17 protein-coding genes are annotated in these 19,296 nt (G+C 66.2%); 14 read left to right on the plus strand and 3 right to left on the minus strand.

Translation table 11 applies throughout. The features are described from left to right. Nucleotides 1-61: 61 nt before the first annotated feature. On the minus strand, nucleotides 62-3,595 hold the full coding sequence (locus ASE26_RS05475) for an indolepyruvate ferredoxin oxidoreductase family protein (RefSeq protein ID WP_229208117.1): 3,534 nt from the start codon (nucleotides 3,593-3,595) through the stop codon (nucleotides 62-64). A gap of 211 nt (nucleotides 3,596-3,806) precedes the next feature. On the opposite strand from ASE26_RS05475, the gene ASE26_RS05480 reads away from it, so the two are divergent. Further along, a complete protein-coding gene (locus ASE26_RS05480; protein ID WP_229208118.1) occupies nucleotides 3,807-4,499 on the plus strand; it encodes an ABC transporter substrate-binding protein in 693 nt (230 codons plus the stop codon). A gap of 114 nt (nucleotides 4,500-4,613) precedes the next feature. Here ASE26_RS05480 and ASE26_RS05485 read toward each other — a convergent pair whose 3' ends face one another. After that, nucleotides 4,614-5,543 (minus strand): LysR substrate-binding domain-containing protein, encoded by a 930-nt coding sequence (locus ASE26_RS05485; protein WP_057245778.1) that lies wholly within the window; start codon nucleotides 5,541-5,543, stop codon nucleotides 4,614-4,616. Nucleotides 5,544-5,612: 69 nt separating this feature from the next. Here ASE26_RS05485 and ASE26_RS05490 point away from each other — a divergent pair, with 69 nt between their 5' ends. After that, nucleotides 5,613-6,839, plus strand: coding sequence for an HD-GYP domain-containing protein (locus tag ASE26_RS05490; protein WP_055926881.1), 1,227 nt, complete (start codon nucleotides 5,613-5,615; stop codon nucleotides 6,837-6,839). A gap of 3 nt (nucleotides 6,840-6,842) precedes the next feature. On the opposite strand, the gene ASE26_RS05495 is transcribed toward ASE26_RS05490, so the two are convergent. Then, complete coding sequence (locus ASE26_RS05495) at nucleotides 6,843-7,889, minus strand: GGDEF domain-containing protein (RefSeq protein ID WP_055926879.1); 1,047 nt, start codon at nucleotides 7,887-7,889, stop codon at nucleotides 6,843-6,845. Nucleotides 7,890-8,188: 299 nt separating this feature from the next. On the opposite strand from ASE26_RS05495, the gene ASE26_RS05500 reads away from it, so the two are divergent. The 12 genes from ASE26_RS05500 to ASE26_RS05555 all read left to right on the plus strand — a co-directional run bounded on the left by ASE26_RS05500 (nucleotide 8,189) and on the right by ASE26_RS05555 (nucleotide 19,296). Next, entirely contained in the window at nucleotides 8,189-8,362 is a 174-nt protein-coding gene (locus ASE26_RS05500) for a Flp family type IVb pilin (protein ID WP_055926877.1), read from the plus strand. A gap of 48 nt (nucleotides 8,363-8,410) precedes the next feature. Next, the gene (locus ASE26_RS05505) at nucleotides 8,411-8,848 is read left to right on the plus strand and encodes a prepilin peptidase (RefSeq protein WP_055926875.1); all 438 of its coding nucleotides are present in this window, start codon (nucleotides 8,411-8,413) and stop codon (nucleotides 8,846-8,848) included. A gap of 67 nt (nucleotides 8,849-8,915) precedes the next feature. Continuing rightward, complete coding sequence (locus ASE26_RS05510; protein WP_057245730.1) at nucleotides 8,916-10,205, plus strand: hypothetical protein; 1,290 nt, start codon at nucleotides 8,916-8,918, stop codon at nucleotides 10,203-10,205. Next, on the plus strand, nucleotides 10,202-11,059 hold the full coding sequence (gene cpaB, locus ASE26_RS05515; protein ID WP_057245731.1) for a Flp pilus assembly protein CpaB: 858 nt from the start codon (nucleotides 10,202-10,204) through the stop codon (nucleotides 11,057-11,059). The genes ASE26_RS05510 and cpaB overlap by 4 nt, the downstream gene beginning before the upstream one ends. A 9-nt stretch (nucleotides 11,060-11,068) precedes the next feature. Beyond that, nucleotides 11,069-12,436, plus strand: coding sequence for a type II and III secretion system protein family protein (locus tag ASE26_RS05520; RefSeq protein ID WP_057245732.1), 1,368 nt, complete (start codon nucleotides 11,069-11,071; stop codon nucleotides 12,434-12,436). Next, nucleotides 12,433-13,836, plus strand: coding sequence for a pilus assembly protein TadG-related protein (locus tag ASE26_RS05525; protein WP_055926867.1), 1,404 nt, complete (start codon nucleotides 12,433-12,435; stop codon nucleotides 13,834-13,836). The genes ASE26_RS05520 and ASE26_RS05525 overlap by 4 nt, the downstream gene beginning before the upstream one ends. After that, the gene (locus tag ASE26_RS05530; protein WP_057245733.1) at nucleotides 13,833-14,270 is read left to right on the plus strand and encodes a TadE/TadG family type IV pilus assembly protein; all 438 of its coding nucleotides are present in this window, start codon (nucleotides 13,833-13,835) and stop codon (nucleotides 14,268-14,270) included. Before ASE26_RS05525 ends, ASE26_RS05530 begins: the two co-directional genes overlap by 4 nt. Next, a complete protein-coding gene (locus ASE26_RS05535) occupies nucleotides 14,260-14,820 on the plus strand; it encodes a TadE/TadG family type IV pilus assembly protein (protein ID WP_055926863.1) in 561 nt (186 codons plus the stop codon). Before ASE26_RS05530 ends, ASE26_RS05535 begins: the two co-directional genes overlap by 11 nt. 23 nt (nucleotides 14,821-14,843) lie before the next feature. Further along, complete coding sequence (locus ASE26_RS05540) at nucleotides 14,844-16,019, plus strand: AAA family ATPase (RefSeq protein ID WP_055926861.1); 1,176 nt, start codon at nucleotides 14,844-14,846, stop codon at nucleotides 16,017-16,019. A 13-nt stretch (nucleotides 16,020-16,032) separates the two neighbouring features. Then, nucleotides 16,033-17,376, plus strand: a complete 1,344-nt coding sequence (locus ASE26_RS05545) for a CpaF family protein (protein WP_055926859.1) — start codon at nucleotides 16,033-16,035, stop codon at nucleotides 17,374-17,376. Between the two features lie 10 nt (nucleotides 17,377-17,386). Next, the gene (locus ASE26_RS05550) at nucleotides 17,387-18,364 is read left to right on the plus strand and encodes a type II secretion system F family protein (RefSeq protein WP_057245734.1); all 978 of its coding nucleotides are present in this window, start codon (nucleotides 17,387-17,389) and stop codon (nucleotides 18,362-18,364) included. Beyond that, nucleotides 18,361-19,296, plus strand: a complete 936-nt coding sequence (locus ASE26_RS05555) for a type II secretion system F family protein (RefSeq protein WP_057245735.1) — start codon at nucleotides 18,361-18,363, stop codon at nucleotides 19,294-19,296. Before ASE26_RS05550 ends, ASE26_RS05555 begins: the two co-directional genes overlap by 4 nt.

Here is a 19,296-nt window from a genome sequence, read left to right on the forward strand (position 1 = left end):
CCCGACCGGCGGCTGCCGCATAGCGGGTCTGACCCTTGGGTCAGATCCAGTCTTGCCGGTTTCAAGCAGCGTGTGCGTGACCCGCGCCCTTGAACGCAGCCATCATCTTCGCCCGGTTCACCTGGTACTCCGCGACAGCCTTTTCCTTCACATGGCCAAAGCCACGAATCTTCTCCGGCAGGTTGGCAATCGCCACCGCCTGCTCATGGTTCGCAGCCGACAATCCGCCCAGCAGCTCAGCAATAACGCCGCGGAACTCGGTGATCAGCGCGCGTTCCATCATACGCTCCTCGGTGTAGCCGAAGATGTCGAACGTACCACCGCGCAGGCCCTTGAACCTGGCCAGCAGGGTGAACGCCTTCCACATCCACGAACCGTACTCCGCCTTGACCAGGTGGCCCTTGGCATCCTTCTTCGCGAACAGCGGCGGCGCCAGGTTGAACTTCAGCGAGAAATCGCCTTCGAACTGGGTCTTCAGCTGCTCCACGAAGCGGCCGTCGGTGTACAGGCGCGCCACCTCATATTCATCTTTATAGGACATCAGCTTGAACAGCGACTTGGCGACCGCGGTCGACAGCTTGTTGCCCAGGCCCAGCAGGGTCTCTTTCGAGCGCACTTGCTGCACCAGGTCTTCATAGGTCGCAGCGTAAGCAGCGTCCTGGTAAGCGGTCAGGAACTCGACGCGCTTCTTGATCACGTTTTCCAGCGATTGTGGCATCTGCACCACGACCGCCTGGGTCGGGGTCGCAACCTTTTCCACGCGCTTGAAGTCCACGGCGGCACGGCGGCCCCACAGGAAGGAGCGCTTGTTCGATTCAACCGCCACGCCATTCAGTTCAATGGCGCGCAGCAGGGCGGCTTCGCTCAGCGGGATGCGGCCTTTCTGCCATGCGTAACCCATCATGAACAGGTTGGATGCAATCGAATCGCCCATCAGCGCGGTAGCCAGCTTGGTGGCGTTGATGAAGTCCACCGATTGCGCGCCGCCGACGGATTCGGTGATCAGGGCTTCCACGCTTTCAGCCGGGTACTGCCAGTCGGCGTTCTGCGCGAAGGTGCCTGGCGGCTGCTCGTGCTGGTTGACGATGGCGAAGGTGCGGCCAGGGCGCATCTTCGACACGGCGTCATAGGCGCCGGAGGTCAGCATGTCGCAGCCCAGGATCAGGTCTGCTTCGCCGGTGGCGATACGCTGCGCGCGCAGGTGGGCCGGGGTCTTTGCCACTTTGACGTGGGAAGTCACGGAGCCGTTCTTCTGCGACATGCCGGTCATGTCCAGCACGGAAGCGCCTTTGCCCTCCAGGTGCGCGGCCATGCCCATCAGTGCGCCGACGGTAATCACGCCGGTGCCGCCGATACCATTGATCAGGATGTTGTATGGGTGCTCGATGCCCGGCAGTACCGGCGCAGGGATATCGCCCCAGTCGTCGTTCTTCGCGGTGCCGGTCTTGGTCTTCTTCAGCGTACCGCCTTCGACGGTGACGAAGGATGGGCAGAAGCCCTTGGTGCACGAGTAGTCCTTGTTGCAGGAAGACTGGTCGATGGTGCGCTTGCGGCCGAATTCAGTTTCCTTCGGCAGGATCGAGACGCAGTTGGACTGGATGCCGCAATCGCCGCAGCCTTCGCACACGGCTTCGTTGATGACCATGCGCTTGCTCGGGTCAGGGAACTCGCCCTTCTTGCGGCGGCGGCGCTTCTCGGCGGCGCAGGTCTGGTCGTAGATGATGACGGTGCAGCCGGGCAGCTCACGCATTTCGCGCTGTACGGCGTCCATCTCCTTGCGGTCGTGCAGGGAAACGATGGCAGGCAGGGCGGAACGGTCGGTGTAGCGCGACAGGTCTTCGGTCACCAGCGCGATGCGCTTGATGCCTTCGGCCGCCATCTGCTGCGCGATCATCGGCACGGAAACAGTGCCGTCAACAGGCTGGCCGCCGGTCATTGCCACCGCATCGTTGTACAGGATCTTGTAGGTGATGTTGACCTTCGCAGCCACGGCGGCGCGGATCGCCAGGTAGCCGGAGTGGAAGTAGGTGCCGTCGCCCAGGTTCTGGAATACGTGCGGCACCTTGCTGAATGCAGCCTGGCCGATCCACGGCGTGCCTTCTCCGCCCATATGGGTGGTCAGCTTGTTCATCTCAGGGTAGATCGAGGTGGCCATCACGTGGCAGCCGATGCCGGCCAGCGCGAAGGAACCTTCCGGCACCTTGGTCGAGGTGTTGTGCGGGCAGCCGGAGCAGTAGAAGGCCGGGCGGAACGGGGTCTCGATGGCCTTCTTCAGCACTGCATCCTTGGCTTCAAGGAAGCTCAGGCGGGCCTTGATCTGGTCCTGGATGCCGGCGTCGGCGATGTAGCGCGCTACGCGGCTGGCGATCACGCGCGCCACCTGCGACACGGAGAAGTCGGCCTTCGGCGGCAGCAGCCATTCACCGCGCGGCGCAACCCACTCACCCTTGTCGTCGAACTTGCCGATGATGTGTGGACGCACGTCGTCGCGCCAGTTGTACAGTTGTTCCTTCAGCTGGTATTCGACGAACTGGCGCTTCTCTTCCACCACCAGGATTTCGTCCAGGCCTTGCGCGAATTCGCGCACCGAGTCCGGCTCCAGCGGCCATGGCATGGAGACCTTGAACAGGCGCAGGCCGACCGTGGCGGCCATGGCTTCGTCGATGCCCAGTTCTTCCAGCGCTTCCAGCACGTCCAGGTAGGACTTGCCGGAGGCGATGATGCCCAGCTTGGCGTCCTTGGAATCGATGGTGGTGTGATTCAGCTTGTTCTCGCGGGCGTAAGCCAGGGCCGCGTAGATCTTGTAGTCCTGCATCAGCGCTTCCTGGTTGCGCGCTTGCTGGCCCAGCGGGATCGCGGACAGGCGGGCATTCAGGCCGCCTTCCGGCATCACGAAGTCCTTCGGAATCTTGACGTCGACGCGGAAAGGATCGGCGTCGATCGAAGCGCTCGACTCCACGGTGTCCGCCAGCGCCTTGAAGGCAACGGCGCAGCCGGAGAAGCGCGACATGGCCCAGCCGTGGATACCGAGGTCGATGTATTCCTGCACATTGCATGGATACAGGACCGGGATCATGCAGGCGGAGAAGATGTGGTCCGACTGGTGCGGCAGGGTGGAGGAATAGGCGCCGTGGTCGTCGCCGGCCACCAGCAGGATGCCGCCATGCCTGGACGTGCCGGCATGGTTCATATGCTTGAAGACGTCGCCGCAGCGGTCCACGCCAGGGCCCTTGCCGTACCACATGGCGAACACGCCGTCGTACTTGGCCGGGCCGATCAGGTCAACCTGCTGCGAGCCCCAGACGGCGGTCGCCGCCAGGTCCTCGTTCACGCCCGGCACGAATTGCACATTGTGTTTCTCGAGGTGCTTTTGCGCCTTCCACAGGGTCTCGTCCAGGCCGCCCAGCGGGGAACCGCGGTAGCCGGAAATGAAGCCGCCGGTGCTCAGGCCGTCGCGCGCATCGCGCAATTGTTGCATCATTGGCAAGCGCACCAGCGCCTGGATGCCGGACAGGAAGACTTTACCGGTGGTGGAAGTGAATTTGTCGTCGAGGGTGACGTCGTGTAGTACAGGCGAGCTGCTGCCGTCTGGCATGGTGGCTGTCTCCAAAATCATGATTCGGTGCGTGCCTGGCATTGGTCGGCGCCGGGTAAGCGCGTCCTTGCCTAAGTCACAACGCCTGCGGGTGTGCAGGCCTTTTCAACGGGCGAGTTTACGGTTTACTTTACGTATACGGAAATACGGTTTGGGGATGGGGGTATAAGAAAAAATGATAGCTCGACGAACAATCCTGGCGGCGACAGCCGTGTTTTTGGCCAGACCGGTGCTGGCGCTGGCCGGTGTGGCGCGCAAGATGCAGCTGGTGACCAGCCACTTGCCTTCCCTGGTGCATGAAAGCGGCCAGCCAGGCGGCCTGCAAGAAATTGTGGCGGAGTTATGCCAGCGGGCCGGCGTGCGGCCGGCGACCCAGTTCGTGCCCTGGCGCCGCGCGCAATTCCTGGCCACCACCATGCCCGCCACTGCCATCTACCCGCTGACCCGCCTGCCGGAGCGCGAGGCGCAATACCGCTGGCTGGTGCCGCTATTTGAGGAAAACTATGTGCTGCTCGCAGTGCGCGGCAAGCTTCTGCCGCTGGAGCAGATGAAGGAAAAGCGCATCGCCCTGCTGCGCGGCGCCGCCCAGGCCGCCATCTTGAAAGAACAGGGTTTCACGCGCCTTGTCGAAGCCAGTTCGATCGATGAAGTGCACCGTTTCCTGCTGGGCGGCATGGCCGACGCGGCGTTCGGCGAGCGCCGCATCATTTCCGCTTCGCTGAAAGGCCAAGGGGCGAGCGAAAGCGGGTTCGAAACCAGCGCGCCGGTCGGCACCAGCACCGCCTGGCTGGCCGGCTCGCTGGATTTTGATGCCACCGATGTCGGCCTGTTCCAGCGTGCGCTGGAATCAATGCAGGCCGACGGCACCTTGCGCCGCATCCTTGCAAGACATAAGCTGACCTAACGGCCCAGTCCGTGTCCCACCATGGGGTCACACCCGAAGTGTGACACGAGCACATGCATCGAACAGTTGAGCTCGTGTCACCTTTGGGGTGTGACCCCAAGGTGTGACACGGGCTCAACTGAGGAGGCGGGCGCCGGGCCAGGTGTTGCGCTGGCACAGCTCGGTGGCGACTTGCTGGGTCAGTGCGGCGATGGCGTTGGCGGCGTTGGTCAGGGGGATGTTGCGCGAAGCACACAACACCACGGTACGGCTGATGGCGGGATTGTTGATGCGCACGCTGCGCATCTGGCCGAGTTCGATTTCAGACAAAACTGGTGCAACCGGCAAGATTGTTGCGCCCATGCCGGCCATGATGGCGGACTTCAGGATGGCGATCGAGTTGATTTCGATGACGTTGCCAATCACCAGCCCGGCGGCGCGCGCCATCGCTTCGATACGCGGCCGTACGCCATGCTGCAAGCCGGGCAGGATCAGGGTGGTGTTCAGGGCTTGCTGCAGCGTCACCGTGTCGCGGTCGGTAAACCACACGGCGTCGTGGCGGCATATGAAGCGCAGTTCTTCTTCCGCCAGCGGGGTGGTGGAAAACGGCGTCAACTGGCCGTCGTCGAACAGGACGGCCAGGTTGACCCGGCCGCTTTTGAGCTGTTCTGCCAGGTTTCCGGTCAGTTCTTCGGTCAACTGCAGCGTAATGTCGGGATATTGCTCGCGCGCGGCGGTCAGCAGGGGCAGCGCCAGGGCCCCGGAAATACTGTGCGGCAGGCCCATGGTGACACTGCCGGAAGGTCGCGCCGACTGGGTGACGGCGGAGCGGGCGTCGGCCACCTGCTTCAGGATTGCTTGCGCATGGTCGTAAAACACTTTGCCGGCATCGGTGCTGACCACGCCCTGGGCGCTGCGGTGCAGCAGCTGGGCGCCCAGTTCCTCTTCGAGCTGGCGTAGCTGCTGGGTCAGCGCGGGTTGTGCAACATGCAATACCAGTGCGGCTCGAGACAACGATCCGTGGTCAACAATGGCGACAAAATAGCGCAGTTGGCGAAGTTCCATATTCCCGTAGGATAACATTGTGTATACTTATTCTAACGTTCTTCACGGATTTATCTCGCGAGCCTCACCATGTTAAAGAAAGTCGATTCGGCGCAGTTAAAGGTCGGCATGTATATCCACGACCTGAGTTGCGACTGGATGACCCACCCGTTCGTCCGCAACCGCTTCGAGATTTCCAGCCAGGAGCAGATCCAGAAGATCATCCAGGCCGGCATCCATGATGTGGTGATCGATGCGTCCAAAGGACTCGATGTGGAGGATGCGCCTTCGCTCGCCGAAGCACAGGCCGCCACCGAGCGTGAAGTCGAAGAGATCGCTAAAGAGCCGTCGCGCATCATCCGCACTTCCCTCGGCGAGGAGTTGCAGCGGGCGGCACAGATCCGCCACCAGGCCGCCGGCGTGGTGCGCAATGTGATGGCCGATGCCCGCCTCGGCAAGGCAATCGAGATCGGCTCGGTGCAGCCGGTGGTGCAGAACATCACGGAATCCATCCTGCGCAACCCGGGCGCCTTGCTGGGCCTGCTGCGCATCAAGTCCAAGGACGATTACACCTTCCTGCACTCGGTCAGCGTGTGCGCGCTGCTGGTGGCTTTCGCCAATGCGCGCGAGATGGACGATCACATCGTGCGCGAGGCCGGCCTCGGCGGCCTGCTGCACGATACCGGCAAGGCACTGGTGCCGGACGCGATCCTGAACAAGCCGGGGCCGCTGACCGACGAGGAATTCGCCATCATCAAGAAGCACCCGATGGATGGCTTCAACATCCTGAAGGAGTCGCCGGACGTGCCGGCGCTGGCGCTTGACATCACGCGCCACCACCACGAGCGGCTCGATGGCACCGGCTACCCGGACAAGCTGGCCGGCAACGAAATCAGCGAGATTGCGCAGATGGCGGCAATTGTCGACGTTTACGATGCCATTACGGCAGACCGCGTGTATCACAAGGGCCTTCCGGCCGCGGCCGCCCTGCGCAAGATTTACGAATGGAGCAAGCACCATTTCAACCCGAAACTGGTGCAGGAATTCATGCGCTGCGTCGGCATCTACCCGGTCGGCACGCTGGTGATGCTGGAATCGGGCCGACTTGGCGTTGTGGTCGAGCCGCACGAAAGCAACCTGCTGGCGCCGAAGGTGAACGTGTTCTTCAATACCAGGAAAAATGTCTACATCAAGCCGGAAACGGTCGACCTGTCGCGCGGCCTGGGCTTCGGTGGCGGCGACAAGATCGTGGGCCATGAATCGCCGGCCAAGTGGCAAGTGGACCCGATGCGCTTCCTGACCCTGGCAGGGGCCTGAGCGTCAGAAGAATTCGGCGGTATCGTTCGATTCGACGGTCTGCAGCTGGCCGCCGCTGACCAGCTCATCGTAATGGCAGGCCATATTGCGGCCGTGGCTCTTGGCGTAATACAGGGCCTGGTCGGCACGGCCGAGGATGATCACCGGCGCCTCATAGGCGCTGATGCTGACGAAGCCGACACTCACCGTCACTTGCCCGACTTGCGGGAAGACGTTCTGTTCGACGTTCATGCGGAAGCGTTCGATGATCTTCTTGGCGTTATCCAGCGTCGAAGAACGCAGCAGCACCACGAATTCCTCGCCGCCAAAGCGGAACACGCGGTCCTGCGCGCGGAAGGAAGACTGCAGCAGGTTGGCGATCAGGATCAGCACCTCATCGCCGTATAAATGCCCGAATTTGTCGTTGACTGCCTTGAAATGGTCGACATCGACCACGGCCAGCCACTGTTTTTCCTGTTCCTGCGGATTGCGGCGCTCGCGCCCGTCCGGCGGCAAGGCCAGCACGTCGTGCTCGGCCGAAGCCTGCAGCATCTTGGCCAGCTGGTCGTCGAAGGTCTTGCGGTTCAGCAGGCCGGTCAGCGAATCGCGCTCGCTGTAATCGAGCAGGTTCTGGAAATTGCGGTATACGCTGACAACGCCACCGATGATATGGATGGTGTCGCTGGTGTACGGGGTCGGATTGATGATTTCCAGGCAAGTATCGGCCTTGTCGCCCATCCAGATCGGTAGCCAGAGTGTGTGCTCACCCTCGGGCGACATGTAGTCGGCGCTCGATTCGTGGTGGGCCAGGCAGCGCGCCAGGGCCGGGAAGTTGCTGACCGGGTCGCCCGCAATGGCCGGGTCCATGTATTCCTCCATGCGCGCGGGACGGCCTTGCTCGATCACGGCGCGCGCGCGCACGTACAGCTGGCCTCGTATATTGACGATGCTCAGCACACGTGCCTGCGTGGCGGATGCCAATTCCGCTACCGCCGAGATCACCGAGATGTCGAGCATCGTGTGATCGCGGTGGCCGGTCATGTCCACCATATGTTTCAAAAGGGAATCCATGTGAGTGTCCGATAACTAGGCGCTCAGCGGCAAAACAAGGGGCTTTCTAAAGAATAGCTGATCAGGATAAATCTTTTTTGCATTCTCGGCAATTAACTTTGCGTAGTTTCATGCGAAACGCGACCTCATTGCAACACCCCTCCCATACCTCCAGTGTGACATAGAACACGGGACAGAGAGAAAAAGTTCTGTGCGGAAAACTTGCGCAATATCAACTTGCTCGTAGGAATGGCTCCTATAGTAAAGCCAATGATGCGCAGCCCAGGCATCAGAGTTTTCCTAGCGAAAGGGAGTTCATCATGAAAGCACTTTCTGCAGTGAGGCGTTTCATCAGGGATGAGCGGGGCGTGACGGCGATCGAGTATGGCCTGATCGCTTCGCTGATTGCACTGGCAGTCGGCACGGCAATGACCAGCGTCTCGAGCGAGCTGACCGCCGTGTTCAACAGCGTGGTGAGCGCGCTGACGCCTTGATGGGGGTGGCTGGCGCCCGGCGGCGGCCGGGTTGCCAGCCTTGACGCCATGAGCGGACTCGAGATCATCCTGCTGTGCCTGGTGCTCCAGGCGGCAGTATCGGACCTGGCCTGGCGCCGGATCCCCAATGTACTGGTAGCGGCAGGCTTGCTGCTGGCGCTGGCACTTCACTGGCGCCTGGGCGGCGGCGCGCTGCTGGTACAGGGCCTGGCCGGCGCAGCGGTGGGCTTGCTGCTGTTCCTGCCCTTGTATGCGCTGGGCGGGATGGCGGCCGGCGACGTCAAGCTGCTTGCCATGGCGGGCAGCTTCGTCGGGCCCTGGCAGGCGCTGCAGCTTTCTTTGCTCAGTGCGCTGGCGGGCGGCTTGCTGGCCCTGTGCTGGCTGCAACTGGCGCGCTGGCGCGGCAGCAGCAAGCCGGAAGGCATGCCGTACGCGGTAGCGATCGCGGCCGGCACCTTGGCGACCGTTGCGTTGGCGCATCGCTGATCTTTTGCTCCACCTCAATATCCAACCGGAAACCCATGGCTATCATCGTTTCCAACAGGAGGACACCATGATCGATTTTACGGACGATGAACAGCCGCTGCTGCCAGCCCCGCCGCGCACGGTGCGCGACACCGGCCTGGAGCCGGCGCTGCTGGCCGAGCTGGCGGGCAAGGCTTTGCTGGGCGCGGGCAAATGCCATTTGTCGGTGCTGACCGGCCGTTTGCGGCTGTCGATCAATGTGCTGCGGGAAGTGCTGGACGGCCTGCAAGGCGAACAACTGGTGGAAGTGGCGTGGCGCGGCGATTCGGATATCGACGTGCAGTACCAGCTGACCGGCATCGGCCGCCAGCGCGCGGCGGAGTGGCTCGAGCGCGCGCCCTATGTGGGCCCGGCGCCGGTCCCGCTGGAGGCCTGGCGCGCGCTGCTGCAACGCCAGGCCCTGCAATTGCCGCCAGTGCTGGCTGCCGACGTAGCCAGCCTGTTTGCCGACGACTGCCTGCCGCCGCGCATCCATGAACTGGTGGGCGCGGCCATGCATGCGGGACGTTCGGTTTGCCTGTACGGGCCTTCCGGCAGCGGCAAGACCACGCTGGCGCGCAAGCTGGGACGCCTGCTGCAGGGCGTGGTGGCGGTGCCGTATGCGGTGGCCGTGGGCAGCGCCATCATCCAGCTGTACGACGCTGCGGTACACCTGGCGCCGCCGCCCTTGCCGGGCCGCGCTTCCAGTGCCCGCAGCGGCGACTTGCGCTGGCTGCTGTGCCAGCGTCCGGTGGTGCAGCTGGGGGCGGAACTCGATGGCGCCATGCTGGACTTGCGGCACGACGCCGCCGGCGGCTGCTATCTGGCGCCGCCGCAGCTGAAGGCTTGCCACGGCTTGCTGATCATCGACGACCTGGGGCGCCAACGCTTGCCGGCCACTGCGCTGCTGAACCGCCTGGCGCAACTGCTCGATACCGGCACCGAGCGGCTTGCACTGCCCGGCGGGCATGCGTTCAGCGTGCCATGCCAGGCAGCGCTGGCCTTCGCCACCAGCCTGGCGCCGCAAACCCTGCTCGATGGCGCTGCGCTGCGCCGCATCGGCTACAAGGTTGCGCTCGGGCCGCTGCCGGAAGCCAGCTACCGCAGCCTGCTGCGCCAGCAATGCCGGGCGCGCGGCATGGAAGCCGATGAGGCGGCGCTGGCCTACCTGGTCGGCGAGCTGCACCGGGGCAGCGGCCAGCCTTTGCTGGCCAGCCTGCCGCGCGAAATCGTGGCGCGGGTAGCGGAATTTGCCGGCTTCGCCGGCACCGTGCCCAGCCTGAATCCCGCCACGCTGGACCAGGCCTGGTCCAGCATGTTTGCCGATGGTGCCGTATGAAGAGCCGGCGCGCCCTGTCGATGCTGGCGATGGCGACGGTGCTGGGGCTGGCCGCCGTGCTGCTGGCCTCGCGCTGGCTGCGCCAGCCAGCTGCGTCCACCGTGCGCATTGCGGTGGCGGCAGCCGATGTCGGCCTCGGCCAGCGCCTGGCGCCGGACATGCTGGCGCTGGCCGAGTGGCCGGCCAACAGCATGCCGGCCGGGGCCCAGCGCGAGCCGGCAGCGCTGGCGGGCCGTGTGATGAAGGCCAGCATACAGCGCGGCGAACCGGTGACGGACGCCAAGCTGGCGCCGGCCGGCACGCTGGGCGGCCTGTCTGCCCTGATTGCCGAAGGCAAGCGCGCCATCACGGTGCGCGTCAACGACGTGGTGGGCGTGGCGGGATTTGCCCTGCCGGGTAACTTCGTCGACATCCTGGTGTATGCACCGGCACAGAACAACGGCAGCAACGGCGCCAGCGAAACCGCGCTATCGAAGATCGTGCTGGAGCGGATCCTGGTGCTGGCCGTGGCGCAGGAAGTGGCGCGCGACGATACCAAGCCGCGCGTGGTCAACGCCGTCACGCTGGAAGTCACACCGGGCCAGGCCGAGCAGCTGGACCTGGCGCGCAGCGTCGGCACGCTGTCGCTGGTGCTGCGCAACCAGGTCGATCCGCGGCCGGGCGCGACGCCGGGCGCCACCCGCCACAGCGTGCTGGGCATGGAAGCCGCCGCGGCAGTTGCCGGCGCCGCCAGCGCCGCGGCGCCTGCCGCCGGGCCGCGCCTGGCGCGCGCCGCATTACCTCCTTCCGCCGCGCCGGCGCGCTACTGCATCGGCGTCATCGACGGCAACCGCAGCAGCAAGGAATGCCTGTGAGGAGGCGCCATGCGATCCGTCCCTGCCTGCCTGCCAGCCGTGCTGGCCCTGTTGCTCCTTCCCGCCGCGCCGGCGCTTGGCGACAACCTGCGCTGTGCCGGTTCGCCGGCCGTTCCCGGCAAACTGGCGCTGGAACTGGGCAAGTCCACCTTGATGCGCCTGCCCGACACGGTCGGCGGGCGCAGCATCGGCAACCCGCACGTGCTGCAGGCAACGCTGGTGGCGCCCGATACGCTGTACCTGGTCGGCGCTGAAATCGGCAGCACCAACCTGATCGTGCAAGGCAGATCCGGCGCCTGCAGCGTGGTGGAAGTGGCGGTGGGGCTGGACGTGTCGCCGCTGCGCGCCAGCCTGGCCGTGCTGATGCCGCAGGAGAGCGGCATCAAGGCCAGTGCCGCCGCCGATGCCATCGTCCTGAGCGGCAGCGTGAGCGATGGCGCCACGCTGGCGCAGGTGCTGGACCTGGCGCAAGCCTTCGTGCGCCAGGCGCCGCAGCCGCTGGCGCGCAAGGAAGGCGCAGCGGCGCCGGCGGCGGCAGCCGGTCCGCGCCTGGTGAACCTGCTGGCGGTCAGCGCGCCGCAGCAGGTCAGGCTGGAAGTGAAAGTGGCGGAAGTTTCCAAGACCCTGCTCGACAAGCTGGAAGCGGGCCTGTCGCTGCGCCACGCCAGCGGCAGCTGGACTGCCATGGTGCTGGCCGATTTCCTGAGCGGCACGCTGGGCGGCGGCCTGGCGCTGTCCAGGTCGAACGGCAGCAGCCTGCGGCTCGATGCGGAGCGGCAGGACGGCCAGGTGCGCATCCTGGCCGAACCGACCGTGATGGCGCTGAGCGGGCAGGAGGGCAACTTCCTCGCCGGCGGCAAGGTGATGGTGCCGGTGGCGCAGGAAAACAACCGCACCACGCTGGAGGAAAAGGAGTTCGGCGTCGGCCTGAAATTCACTCCTACCGTGCTGGCGGGCGGGCGCATCAACCTGAAAGTGGCGCCGGAAGTGTCGGAGCTGTCGCGCGATGGCATCGGCGTCAGCAACGGCAGCTTCAGCGGGCGCGCCATCTTCCCGTTGATTACCACGCGCCGCGCCAGCACCACGGTGCAGCTGCAGGATGGCCAGAGCTTTGCCATCGGCGGCCTGATCCGGCATACGCAGGTCAACAGCATGAGGGGCGTGCCGCTGCTGAGCGAAATACCGGTGCTGGGCGCGCTGTTCCGCAGCACCGATTTCCAGAACGACCGCAGCGAACTGCTGTTCGTCATCACGGCGCACCTGGTCAAGCCGGAGGGCGAGGGGGCGGGACTGGACGGCGCGGCAGCGGCGGCGGCCCAGGCGCGCTACCGCAAGTCCTTCAGCGCTCCCGCAGCGGAGACGGGAGAACGCAAATGAAGCGGCAGCGCGAGCGCGGCGCCATCCTGGTCCTGACGGCCGTCATGCTGCCGCTGGCGATCGGCGTTTGCGCGCTGGCGCTGGAACTGTCGATGGCCTTCCAGCGGCAAAGCCAGTTGCAGCAGGTGGCCGATTCGGCCGCGCTCAGCGCCGCCCAGCAACTCGACGGCACCGCAGGCGGCGTCGCGCAGGCGGTCATCGCCGCCGGCTCCGCGGTGCGCAGCCGCTACGTGCGCGGCGTCGATCGTGTCGTGCTCAATCCCGCCGTGTTGGCGTTCGCCGCCGACCTGGCCGGGCCCTGGCTGGACGCCGGCGCGGCGCAGGGCGCGCCCGCTGGGCTGCGCTATGTGCGCACCGACATGGCCGCGCAAGGCGCAGCCTTCACCGTACTGCCGGTCGCTTTCGGCCGCCTGCTGGGCGGCAGCGCGGCCACAACGGTAGGCGCGCGCGCCGTGGCCGGCCCGAACGGCACGCGCGTGCTGCCCTTGGCGATCTGCGCCCCCAGCAGCCTGCCGACCGCGACGCGCTTTAACGGCGCCGGCCTGGACGAGCGCATCGACTACGGCCTGCGCTTCGGCGTCGCCTACAACCTGCTGGCGCTGAATCCGGCACCGGGCGCCGCCAGCGGCGAGTACTTCCTGCTCGATCCGGCCAGCCCGCCCGGCAGCGCCGCCGTGCCAGCCAGCACCGAGAACAGCCAGGTGGCGCCCTTCATGTGCGTCGGCAAACTGGCCTACCCCTCGCTGGCGGGCGCGCTGCACCTGCGCCGCAGCGGCAGCTTCGGCCTGTGGCAGCAGCTCAACTCGCGCTTCGGGATTTACAGCGGCAGCGATGCCTGCGATCCGTTCACGGCGCCGCCGGACAGCAATGTGCGCGAATACCGCGGGTCGCTGGCGAGCTGGCTTAGCAGCTATCCGCCGCAGGCCGCGGCCGCGTCCAGCACGCCGGGCGCCGGCAAGCCCCTGGCCAGCGTCGCCGATGGCGCTTACCCCTTGCCGCCCTCGCCCCCGGCGCAATATGGCACGCTGTGGGCATACGGTCCGGCCAGGCGCAGCAACAACAGCGCCTTCCTTGCCAGCCACTGGAACAGCTTGTACCCCGCCGCGCCGGCGTTCAGCGCCACCGGTAGCAACTGGCCGGCCTTGGGACCCTATAACAACACCCTGTTCAAGACCGCGCCCACGGCATACCCGGGCCGCAAAGACCGGCGCCTGCTGTATGTGCCCCTGCTGGCGTGCCCGGTCGCGGCCGGCACCAGCGTGGACGGCACGGTGCTGGCGGTGGCACGCTTCTTCCTGACGGCGCAGGCCTCGGCTGCCGAGGTGCCGGGCGAGTTCGCCGGCATCCTCAGCGCGCAAGAGCTGGCGGCGCTGGCAACCGACGTGGAGCTGCTGCGATGAAGCGCCTGCGCTGCCGCGGCGTCGCCGCCATCGAGGCCGCCCTGGTCATGGCGGCGCTGGCGCCGTTGCTGGTGCTGCTGCTGAACACGGGCCGGCTTGCCATCAACGGCGCGGCGGTGGACCGGGCCGCCAGCAACGCCGCGCGCCTGCTGTCCACGGTGCCGCTCGAGATCCTGCGCGATGGCAGCCGGCGCAGCGCAGCCCTGGACAGCGCCCGCTACCTGATTGATGAAACGCTGGCCGCCGCCGGGGTCGACGTGCAAACGCTGCACGTCGAGTACATGTGCGATCCCGGCCACTGCGACGAACTGCAGGCGACCAGCACCCCGAGCAGGATCGGCGTGCTGGTGGTCGTCGACAACCAGCCCGTGGTCGATTTCGGCGCCGCCCCGGTGACGCTGAGCGCGTATGCGGAGGTCGGCCGTGGCGACTAAGGCATGGTTCGCGCGCGGCAACACCAGCATCGAATTCGGCCTGGTCTGCATGGTCTTCATGCCTTTGCTGTTTGCCCTGTTCGAATACGGCCGCCTGCTGTTCCTGTGGAACATGCTGCCGCAAGTCAGCCAGCGCGCCGCGCGCGCCGCCGCGATCACGGACTTCAGCGACCCGGCGGCAATGCAGGCGCTGCGCCGGGCCGCAATGTTCCGTACCGACGACGGCGCGCTGCCGCTGGCCCCCAATGTCAGCAGCGCCAGTATCCGCATCGACTACCTGTGGCAGAACAGCGCCGGCGTGCTGGCCCCGCTGCCGCTGCTGCCGGCCTGCCCGCTGGCCAACCGCGTCAACTGCGCGCGCGACCCGCATGGCCCGAGCTGCATCAGCTTCGTGCGCGTCAGCCTGTGCGGCAGCGGCGCCGCCTGCCCCGCGCTGGACTATGAGCCCTTGCTGCCGCTGGTGCCGGTGCCGCATGTGCTGCCGTCCGCCAGCACGCTGGTGGCTGCCGAATCGCTGGGCTACGTGCCGGGCCAGGCACCTTGCCCCTGAACCCGCAAGCAAAGGAGGGTCCCATGAAAGCGCTGTTGATCAGCAATGACGAACGGCTGCAGGCGGAGCTGGCGGCACAGGGCTCGGCGCGCCTGCCGGCCTTGCAGCTGGCGGCCACGCGGCGCAACTTGCGCGACACCCTGGAGCGCCTGCTGCCGCAGCCGCCCGAGCTGGTGCTGTTCGATGCCAGCGAGGCGGAGCCGGGCCAGGCCGAGCTGCTGGAGCCGCTGGCGCGGCATTATCCCGACGCCTCGTTCATCCTGCTGACGCGCGCGCCGCAGCACGAACTGCTGATCCGCGCCATGCGCGTCGGCATGCGCGAAGTGCTGCCGCTGCCGCTGGTGCACCGCGCGCTGCATGAGGCGCTGGACCGCATCGAGATCGAGCGCGGCGTGACGGCGCTGCGCGAGGGCAAGGCGCTGGCCTTCATTTCCTGCAAGGGCGGCAGCGGCGCCACCTTCCTCGCCACCAATTTCGGCTACGCGCTGGCGGCGCTGGCCGGACGCAAGGTGCTGCTGCTCGACCTGCACGGCCAGTTTGGCGATGCCACGCTGTACGTGTCGGACCAGAAGCCGGCCATGACCCTGTCCGATATCTGCAGCCAGATCGGCCGCCTCGACGCGGCATTCCTGGAATCGTGCCTGGTGCACGTGGCGCCGGGCTACGGTGTGCTGGCGGCAGCCGACGACCCGGCGCTGGCGACGCAGATGAAGCCGGACCATATCGACGCCATCCTGCGCGTGGCGCGCCAGCATTACGACTATGTGCTGCTGGACGTGGGGCGCCAGATCGATGCGCTGTCGCTGCGCGCGCTGGACCAGGCCGACGCCATCTATCCGGTGCTGCAACTGGCGCTGCCCGATATCCGCGACGGGCGCCGCCTGCTCGACATCTTCCGTTCGCTGGGCTACCCGCAGGAACGCACGCGCCTGATCGTCAACCGTTACGAGAAGGGCGGCAAGCTGCGCCTGGCCGACCTGGAGCAGGCGCTGGGCGCCGACGTGCTGCACACGGTGCCCAACGACTACCTGTCGGCCACCGATTCGGTCAACCAGGGCATTCCGCTGCTGCAGCTGGCGCGCAGCAGCCCGGTGGCGCGCAGCCTGGCGGAGCTGGTGGAGGCGGTCACCGAGCGCCGCCTGCCCGAGAGCAAAGGCTTGTTCGACCGGCTGTTCGGCCGCGCCGAAACCGAACATTGAAAGGGAGCCGACCATGAGTCTGCGCGAACGCCTGGCCTTGGGCGATGATGGGCAGCAGGCCTCGAGCGCCCCGGCAATGGCCGATGGCGCCTACCAGGATCTGAAGAAGTCCATGCACCAGATGATCCTCGAGCGCATCGACCTGGAACGCCTGAAGCGCCTGACGCCGGAACAGTTCAAGCACGAACTGGCGCTGCTGGTGGCGCGCATCGTCGACGACGAACGCATTGTGCTGAACCAGGGCGAGCGCCACAAGCTGGTGCTGGACATCCAGAACGAGATGCTGGGCTTCGGGCCGCTGGAGCCGTTGCTGGCCGATCCCGGCGTCTCGGATATCCTGGTCAACACCCATGCCCGGGTCTATGTCGAGCGCAGCGGCCGGCTGGAGCTGACCGGCATCACCTTCCACGACAACACGCACCTGATGAAGATCATCGAAAAGATCGTGTCGCGCGTCGGCCGGCGCGTCGACGAGTCGAGCCCGATGGTCGATGCGCGGCTGCCGGACGGCTCGCGCGTCAATGCCATCATCCCGCCGCTGGCGGTGGATGGGCCGATCCTGTCGATCCGCCGCTTCTCGGCACAGCCGCTGTCGATGGAGAAGCTGCTCGAGTTCAAGAGCCTGACGCCGCCGATGTCGGAAGTGCTGAAGGCGCTGGGCCAGGCGCGCCTGAACGTGCTGATCTCCGGCGGCACCGGCAGCGGCAAGACCACGCTGCTCAATGTGCTGTCCGGCTTCATCCCGCCCAGCGAGCGCATCGTGACCATCGAGGACGCGGCGGAACTGCAGCTGCGCCAGCCGCACATCGTGCGCCTGGAAACGCGCCTGCCGAATGTGGAAGGCAAGGGCGAGGTGACGCAGCGCGCGCTGGTGCGCAATGCGCTGCGCATGCGGCCCGACCGCATCATCCTGGGCGAAGTGCGCGGCGCCGAGGCGGTCGACATGCTGCAGGCCATGAACACCGGCCACGAGGGCTCGTTCGCCACCATCCATGCCAACTCGCCGCGCGATGCGCTGTCGCGGCTGGAGAGCATGGTCGGCATGGCGGGCGCCAACCTGGCGCCGCGCACGGCGCGCCAGCAGATCTGCTCGGCAATCACGGTGGTGATGCAGCTGTCGCGCCTGACCGACGGCACGCGCAAGCTGGTCAGCCTGCAGGAAGTGACCGGCATGGAGGGCGACACCGTGGCCATGCACGAGATTTTCCACTTCGAGCAGACCGGCGTGGATGCGCAGGGCAAGGTGCAGGGGCATTACTACGCCACCGGCGTGCGGCCGCGCTTTGCCGAACGCCTGCGCATGTTCGGGGTGCCGGTGCCGGACAGCGTCTTCGATCCCGGCAAGGTGTACGAATAGGGAGGCCGCCATGGATTTCGCCTGGACCGGATTTTCCGTGTTGCTGTTCGCAGCCGTGATCTGCCTGTGCGAGGCGGCCTGGCTGTGGTGGAGCAGCACGCATGGCCACAGCGCGCAGCGCATCGCACGCCGGCTGCGGCTGATGTCGGGCCGCACCGACACTGCCGGCGGCGCCATCAGCATCCTCAAGGAGCGCCGCTACGCCAAAGCGCCGGCGCTTGATGCGCTGCTGCGGCGTATCCCGCACATCGGCGCGCTGGACCGGCTGCTGCTGCAAGCGGGCCTGCGCTGGCAGGTGGCGCGCTTCCTGCAGGTGCAGGCCGGCGCTGCGCTGGCGGGACTGCTGGCGCCGGCCGCCGTGCACATGCCGCCGCTGCCGTCGATCATCGTTGGCGTGCTGTCGCTGGCGGCGCCGGCCATGCTGCTGTTGCGAACCCGGGCCGCGCGCGTGCGCCGCATCGAATCGCAACTGCCCGAGATGGCCGACTTCCTGGCGCGCGGCCTGCGGGCCGGCCACTCCTTTGCCAATGTGATGCAGATGGCGGGCGATGAAGTTGCCGATCCGCTGGGCGGCGAATTCCGCGCCACCTACGAGGAAGTCAACTTCGGCGTCACCATGCAGGACGCGCTGCACAGCCTGGCCGCCCGCGTGCCGCTGACCGACTTGCGCTACCTGGTGATTGCGGTCCTGATCCAGCGCGAATCGGGCGGCAACCTGGCCGAACTGCTGGACAATGTCTCGCGCATGACGCGCGCCCGCCTGCAATTGCTGGCGCAAGTGCGGGTCATGTCGGCGGAAGGCCGCATGTCGGCCTGGGTCCTGACCCTGATGCCGCTTGGCCTGATGGCCGCCATGCAGGTAAGCAATCCGAAATACAGCGCGGTCCTGTGGCAGGACCCGGGCGGGCAACGCATGCTGTGGTACGGCGCCTGCGCCATGGTGGCCGGCATGTTATGGATGCGCCAGGTGATCAGGGTGCGCGTATGAGCGGCGCCGATATCCGCGATATCCTGTTGCTGCTGCTGGTGTTTGGCGCGGTGGCCGGCCTGGCCTTGTGGGCCATGCTGGCGCTTTCCAGCGTGCCTTTGCGCGAACGCCTGAAGTCTTTCACCGGCGCTGCCGAAATGATGCCCGCGCCGGGCCAGGGCGAGTGGATCGAAAAAGTGGCGCGGGTGGCCGAGCCGTTCAGCCGCCTGTCCTTGCCGGAAGACGGCTGGGAGCAGTCGCTGCTGCGCACGCGCTTCATGAATGCCGGCTGGCGCCAACCGGCTGCGCCAAAGCTGTATTTTGCGGCCAAATCCCTGCTGGCCCTGGCCCTGCCGGCGCTGGTGGCAACGCTGGCGGGACGCAGCGGCCACCTGCTGCTGGTACTGTTTGCCAGTGCGGCCATCGGCTACTACCTGCCGAATGGCGTACTGGCGCGCCGCGCGCAACTGCGCCAGCGCGACATTTTCGAAAGCCTGCCCGACGCGCTCGACTTGCTGACCATCTGCGTCGAGGCCGGCCTGAGCATGGAGCGTGCGCTGGCCAAAGTCGCCGGCGAAATCCACATCAAGAGCGTGGCGCTGGCGCAGGAGCTGCAGCTTGTATTGATGGAGATGCGCTCCGGCTTTTCCAAGGAGCGTGCGCTGCGCAACCTGGCCCTGCGCAGCGGGGTGGAAGACGTGGACGCGCTGGTAGCAATGCTGGTGCAGGCAGAGCGCTTCGGCACCAGCATGGGCGATTCACTGCGCGTGCATGCCGATAACCTGCGCCGCAAACGGGCGGTGGTAGCGCAGGAGGCGGCGGCCAAGGTGGCGCTGAAACTGCTGTTTCCCCTGATTTTCTGCATCTTCCCGGCACTCATGATTGTATTGCTGGGGCCCGCATCGATCCAGATGAAAGCCGTATTCCATCCTGTTGCGCAAAGCGCGCGTTAG

The organism is Duganella sp. Root198D2 (assembly GCF_001428585.1).
Taxonomy (GTDB): Bacteria; Pseudomonadota; Gammaproteobacteria; order Burkholderiales; family Burkholderiaceae_D; genus Rugamonas.